Below are 6,846 nucleotides of genomic sequence, written 5' to 3'. Positions count from 1 at the left end.
GCAGCTTCGCCCAGACGCCGCGGCCTGCCAGTCGCGCAACCGTCGCCAGCAGGTCATGCCGCAACACCCGAATTCCCGGGGCAGCATTTCCCAGGGGATGCCGGAGCGCAGTATGAACACGATCCCGGCCAGGGCCTTGCGATCATCACAGCGAGGGCGCCCCGCTTTCGACCGGTGAGGTGGCACCGGTGGTAGAAGTGGCGAAATCACGTCCCAGAGTTCGTTCGGTACAAGAGGCTTGCTCATGCAAACCTGAACGCACCAAACCCCATTTTGTTAGACGATCTTAGGTCTTTTTCACGCTTGTCTTCTGGCAAGACCGCTGGACACGTCCCCGAGACATGGTCGATCTCCCTGGTTTAAAGCGCGTGCGGACGGCAAAGACGCTTCGGATTCTTAAGGCGTGGGCGAGTTTCAGTCAGTAGAAAGAATGTCGCTACCTGTGCCGCGTCTCTTCCTAACGGACCTTGCCTGCATCGTCACCAGTGCGGAAAGATCCGCCAGTTTCATGGCATAGAGGAGGATTGAAACGACGCGCGACTGCTAAGCAACGTCTGCTGGCTTTGTCTTGGGATTGTGCAGAAAATGGCGCGAGTGACGGGGCTCGAACCCGCGACCTCCGGCGTGACAGGCCGGCACTCTAACCGACTGAGCTACACCCGCGCATTTATTGAGAAAATCGTCTTTGCCTTTCGGCCTCAGATCCTCTCCGAAGCGGCGTCTGCCGTTCGATGAGCGGGTGATTACGGGGTTCGGATGAGAGTGTCAAGCGCGTTCCTTCACAAAAATGCGACAGAGCGAAAAAACGCCGACGAGACCCCGGCAATCGTGTTTACGGATCGCAACGCCCGCCTTCGGAACCCGGCGATCCGGCCACCCGAGATCAAACATTGTTATTAAGATTCAGTATCTTATTTTGAAGTAGGGACACCTCTCGCGAAGGTCGCAGCCTTCTCGGCGCGAAAAATCTGGTAAAATCGCTTCGTATGCTCTTGCGGTTTTTTCGAGATGCGCCTAGATGACCGTCACCAGCGCGGCGGGCGATTAGCTCAGTTGGTAGAGCGCCTCGTTTACACCGAGGATGTCGGGAGTTCGAGTCTCTCATCGCCCACCATTTTACCCCTCGTTTTTCGTTATTATTGATATTGGCAATGGGCTATCGCTGTGCCCAGTACAGGCTCTGCGGCCGGAAGATTTCCTTACGTCGATGAACCGCAAGCGTCCCCCTTTTCCGACGCTCGCATCCTCCCGCGGCTTGCCCATGGCGCGACACATTCGCGAAACAGGCGAATAGTTTCCTCGTCCCGCCCGTCACAGGAGGGCATCGGGTCGTGTTGACTTTCCGGTGGCTTGGTTGATCAATGCGCCTCAAGGAAAAGGCGTCGGGGAGGACAGGATGTCTATGCGCTTGATACGGCTCGTCTCGCTTGTGGCGCTCGCGCTCCTTCCTGTGTCGGCCGGCGCCGCCGAGACGCGGCGCGAGGCGGTCATCTCCGAAAACGGCGATTATTTCGGCTTCGACCTGCGCACGCAGCAAAATCTTTCATTGGAGGAATGCAGCGCGGCCTGCGTCGGTAACGAGGCCTGCAAGGCCTTTACCTACAATCCGAAGGTGCGCTGGTGCTTCCTCAAGTCGGATTTCAACCAGCTGAACACATTTCCCGGCGCCGTTGCCGGCAAGATCGTCACGGTCGAGGAAGAGGCCGATATCGGCGCGGCACCCGCCCTGCCCTTCGTTTCCGCGCAGTGGAGCGATGACGCGCGCAGCCTGCGCTCGAACCTCTCGGTGACGGATGAACAACGCTCCGTCGGGGTGGAAAACCTCCGGTCGCTGGCGCGCGGCGAGCTTGCCGCAGGCCGGATCGACAATGCGATCACCGCCTTCCATGCGGCACTCGCCATCACGCCCGACGACAGCCGGCTGTGGCTGGAGACGGCACAGGCCGGCCAGCGCGCCGGAACCGGATCCGACGCCGCCTCGCGCTCCGTGCTGGACGCGCTCAACGCCTACCAGCTGACACGCGGCGCCAAGGCCCGGGCGGAGGCGCTCTCGGTGCTCGGCCGCTCCCTCGATCTCGCCCAGAATTATCGCCCGGGCATCAATGCCTACAAGGCGAGCCTGGCGCTCTCCGCCTCGCCTTCGGTGCAGACGGCGCTCGACGACCTGCGCGAACGCCAGGGTTTTCGCGTGACCAACAACACGCTTGATTCCGACAGCGCGTCACCGCGCGCCTGCGTCGAGTTTTCCGAACCGCTGGTCAAGACCGGCGTCGACTACACGCCCTTCGTCACGCTGAACGGCAGCGTGCCGGGCACGGTGGAGGCCAAGGGCTCCTCGATCTGCGTCGAAGGTCTGAGCCATGGCGCGCGCTACACGCTGGCGCTGCGCGCCGGCCTGCCCTCCTCCGTCGACGAGCCGCTCGCAAAGCCGGTGGAGATCGAGTTCTACGTCAAGGACCGCGCACCGATGGTGCGCTTCACCGGCGACAGCTTCGTCCTGCCCTCGACCGCGCGGCGGGGCATTCCGATCGTCTCCGTCAATGCCGCCAGCGCCGACCTGAAGCTCTACCGGATCGGCGACCGCAACCTGGCGACGCTGCTCTCCAGCTCGCAGTTCCTGACCCAGCTCGACGGCTACAATGCCGGTCGGCTTGCCGACGATTCGGGCGAACTCGTCTGGCAGGGCGCGATCGACCTGTCGCAGGATCTGAACCGCGACGTCGTCACCAGTTTTCCGGTCGACCAGGCGCTGCCACAGCGCAAGCCCGGCGTCTATGCGCTGACCGCCGTCGCCAGCGGCCGGCAGAACGACGAGTGGGAAGCGCGCTCGACCCAGTGGTTCGTCGTCTCCGATCTCGGCCTGACGACCTATGCCGGAACGGACGGGCTCACCGTCTTCGTCCGCTCGCTCGCCTCGGCAAAGCCGGTTGAGAAGGCGGAGCTGCAGCTTCTCGCGCGCAACAACGAGATCCTCGGCACGGCGACGACGGACGCCGATGGTCGCGCCGTCTTCACCGCCGGGCTGATGCGTGGAACGGCCGGCATGGCGCCCGCGATCCTCACCGCGAAGACCGGCGCCGACGACTTCGTCTTCCTCGACATGACCCGCGCCGGGTTCGACCTCTCCGACCGCGGCGTCAGCGGACGCGCGGCCCCGGGAGCGATCGACGTCTTCGCCTGGACCGAGCGCGGCATCTACCGCACCGGCGAGACGGTGCATGTGGCGGCGCTCGCCCGTGATATCGAAAGCAAGGCGGTCGAGAACCTGCCGCTGACCTTCGTGTTCCATCGCCCGGACAGCGTCGAGGATCGCCGCGTCATCGCCGCGTCGTCGTCGGTCGGCGGCTACGCGGTCGAGCTGCCGCTTCTGGCGAACGCCATGCGCGGCACCTGGAGCGTCTCGATCTACGCAGACCCGAAGGGCGATGCCTTGGCGCAAAAAACCTTCATGGTCGACGATTTCGTGCCGGACCGGATCGAATTCGATCTCGCGAGTGCCGCGACCGCGATCAGCGTCGGCACGCCGGCGGAGGTGACGATCGACGGACGCTTCCTCTACGGCGCGCCGGCGGCGGGCCTTGCCTATGAGGGCGAGGTGCGGCTGAAGCCGACGCGCGAATCGCCGGCCTACAAGGGCTTCCTCTTCGGCCTTGCCGACGAGGAGGCGAGCGAGGACACGATCCTGCCGCTCGAAAACCTCGAACCGCTCGACCAGGACGGCAAGGCGGCGTTTACCGTCGACCTGACCGAAGTGCCGTCGACGACGCAACTCCTCAACGCCGATGTCGTCGTGCGCCTGCGCGAAGGCAGCGGCCGCGCCGTCGAGCGCGTACTGACGCTGCCGGTACAGCCGGACGGCCCGATGATCGGCATCAAACCGGAATTTTCCGGCGATCTTTCGGAAAACTCCGTCGCCCGCTTCCAGGTGATCGCCACCGATGCGCAGGGTGGCCGGCAGGCGCTTGCCGGCCTGAAGTGGCGGCTGCTCGCCGTCGAGCGGAACTATCAATGGTATCGCGACGGCAGCGCCTGGCGCTACGAGCCCGTGACCAACACGCGGCAGGTGGCCGACGGCAGCCTCGACGTCACGGCCGATGGCAGCGCCATCGCCACGCCGGTCGGCTGGGGCCGATACCGGCTCGAGGTCGAGAGCCCGGTGATCGACGGACCGCAGTCGAGCGTGGAGTTCGACGCGGGCTGGTATGTCGCAGCGACCTCGACCGAGACGCCCGACGCGCTCGAAATCGCCCTCGACAAGGACCGGTATGCGGTCGGCGAGACGGCGAAGCTGAAGGTGTCGCCGCGCTTTGCCGGCGAGCTGCTGGTCGCGATCGGCTCCGAAAGCCTGATCGCGACGCAGACGGCGACGGTTCCCGCAGGCGGAGGCGAGATCAATATACCGGTCACCGCCGACTGGGGCGCCGGCACCTATGTCACGGCGACGCTGTTCCGGCCCGGCGACGCACAGGAAAGCCGCATGCCGATGCGCGCCACCGGCGTCAAATGGCTGGTCGTCGATCCCGCCGAGCGCAAGCTCGATGTGTCGCTCGGCGTCACGGACAAGATGCTGCCGCGCCAGACGCTGCAGATCCCCGTCTCGGTCGCCAATGCCGTCGCGGGAGAGACCGCCTATGTGATGGTGGCGGCCGTGGATGTCGGCATCCTCAACATGACGCGCTACGAGGCGCCCGATCCGGAAGGGTGGTATTTCGGCCAGCGCCGGCTCGGCCTCGAGATCCGCGACCTCTACGGCCGGCTGATCGACGGCTCGCTCGGCACCACCGGGCGGCTGCGCACCGGCGGCGACGGCGGCGAGAACGCCCTGTCCGCCAGTCCGCCGCGGGAGAAGCTGGTCGCCTTCTTCTCCGGTCCGGTGGCGCTCGACGCCGCCGGCAAGGCGACGATCCGCTTCGACATTCCGCAGTTCAACGGTAAGGCGCGGGTCATGGCCGTCGCCTGGTCGAAGACCGGCGTCGGCCATGCGGTGGCCGATGTCATCATCCGCGACCCGGTCGTCGTCGTCGCCACCCTGCCGAAGGTGCTGGCGCCGCAGGATCGCTCGCAACTGCATCTCGACATCGCCAATACGGACGCCCCGGCGGGCGCCTACAGCCTCGCCGTCAGCGGCAACGCGTCGATCCTGCCCGAGGGGGCCGAGGCGGCGCGCAGCATCGACCTCGCCGAAGGGGCCAAGGTCGCCCTGACGGTTCCCGTCATCGCCGGCACGCCCGGCGACGGCGTCGTCACCGTAAGGCTCAGCGGCAACGGGCTCGCGCTCGAACAGCAGCTGATCGTGCCGGTGCGTCCGGCGGTGCTTCCGGTCACCACCCGGATCCCGGTCGAGATCGCCGCCGGAAACAGCCTGACCGTCGACGGGCAGCTGCTCGCCGACAGCATCCTGCAGGGCGCCTCCGTCAGCCTCAGCGTCACCCGCGCCGCCGCCTTCGACATCCCGGCGCTGCTGATGACGCTCGACCGCTACCCCTATGGCTGCGCCGAACAGACGACGAGCCGCGCCCTGCCGCTCCTCTATCTCAGCGAACTCTCGGCGAAATCGGGACTGCCCGAGGACGGCGAGGTGAAGAAGCGGGTGCAGGAGGCGATCTACCGGGTGCTGTCCTACCAGTCGAACTCCGGCAGTTTCGGGCTCTGGAGCCCGGGCTACGGCGATCTCTGGCTCGATGCCTATGTCACCGACTTCCTGACGCGGGCGCGTGAAAAGACCTATGACGTGCCGGAGCAGGCGATGGTGCAGGCGCTGGACAACCTGCGCAATTCGCTCGCCTATGATCCGAGCGTGCAGGAAAAGGGCAACGAGATCGCCTATGCGCTCTACGTGCTCGCCCGCAACCGCAAGGCCTCGATCGGCGACCTGCGCTATTATGCCGACACGATGATCAACGACTTCCAGACGCCGCTCGCCAAGGCCCATATCGCCGCCGCGCTCTCGCTCTACGGCGACGCGCAACGGGCCGAGACGATTTTCGGCATGGCAGCGCGCATGTCGACCGGCCTCGTCAATGTCAGCCTGTCGCGCTCGGACTATGGCTCGACGCTGCGCGACGACGCGGCCGTGCTGGCGCTCGCCGGCGAAAGCCGACCGGTGCCGTCGATCGTGTCCGAGCTTTCGCGCACCGTCGCGCGGGAATGGGAGGCGAAGCGTTATACGAGCACGCAGGAGCAGACGTGGATGCTGATGGCGGCGCGCGCCGTTCAGGGCCAGGACGCGGACCTGACGCTCGACGTCGACGGCGAGGCGACGCGCGGCGGACTTTCCCGCACGCTCAGCGGCGATGCGCTGCTCGCCGCGCCCGTGACGATCCGCAACACGACGGACGGGCCGGTGTCGGCCGTCGTCACCACGGTGGCGGCGCCGGTCGAGCCGCTGAGCGCCGGCGGGGACGGCTTCGCGATCACGCGGACCTACTACACGCTCGACGGCGAGGAGGCGAATGTCAGCGAGGTGCGGCAGAACGAGCGCTACGTCGCCGTGCTGACCGTCACCGAGGAAAACGACTGGCCGTCGCGCGTGCTGATCACCGATCTCCTGCCGGCCGGCTTCGAGATCGACAATCCGAGCCTCGTCGGCAGCGCTGAGCTCTCCAACTTCGACTGGATCGGCGATGTCGAGCCGGCCCATACGGAGTTCCGCAACGATCGCTTCGTCGCCGCCTTCGACCGCTCGCAGGGCGACAACCGGGAAATCACGCTCGCCTATGTCGTGCGTGCCGTGACCCCCGGCACCTATGCCCATCCGGCGGCAAGCGTCGAGGACATGTACCGGCCGCAGTTCTCGGCCCGCACGGCGACCGGCGTGATGGCGGTCCGTGCCCCTGAATAGGGCGC

Annotated in this window: 1 protein-coding gene, 2 tRNA genes and 1 pseudogene; 2 read left to right on the top strand and 2 right to left on the bottom strand. The window is 66.1% G+C overall.

All coding sequences use genetic code 11. The annotated features are described in order from the left end of the window. Both ACEVQ6_RS22330 and ACEVQ6_RS22325 read right to left on the bottom strand, forming a co-directional pair. Positions 1 to 246 (bottom strand): annotated as a pseudogene (locus tag ACEVQ6_RS22330) (transposase); the annotation flags it as partial. Positions 247 to 586: 340 nt separating this feature from the next. Further along, positions 587 to 663 (bottom strand) — tRNA-Asp (locus tag ACEVQ6_RS22325). A 375-nt stretch (positions 664 to 1,038) separates the two neighbouring features. Here ACEVQ6_RS22325 and ACEVQ6_RS22320 point away from each other — a divergent pair. Both ACEVQ6_RS22320 and ACEVQ6_RS22315 read left to right on the top strand, forming a co-directional pair. Continuing rightward, positions 1,039 to 1,114: transfer RNA gene (locus tag ACEVQ6_RS22320), tRNA-Val, on the top strand. Between the two features lie 282 nt (positions 1,115 to 1,396). Continuing rightward, positions 1,397 to 6,841, top strand: coding sequence for an alpha-2-macroglobulin family protein (locus ACEVQ6_RS22315; RefSeq protein ID WP_374891252.1), 5,445 nt, complete (start codon positions 1,397 to 1,399; stop codon positions 6,839 to 6,841). Positions 6,842 to 6,846: the final 5 nt, after the last annotated feature.

The sequence above is a fragment of the Ensifer soli genome (genome assembly GCF_041928815.1).
Lineage (GTDB): Bacteria > Pseudomonadota > Alphaproteobacteria > Rhizobiales > Rhizobiaceae > JBHFEI01.
The sequence above is the reverse complement of the archived record's forward strand: the minus strand, read 5'-3'. Positions and strand labels throughout refer to the sequence as shown.

Coding starts and splice junctions, on each gene's coding strand:
- ACEVQ6_RS22315 (WP_374891252.1), top strand. CDS start 1,397: ATGTCTATGCGCTTGATACGGCTCGTCTCGCTTGTGGCGCTCGCGCTC.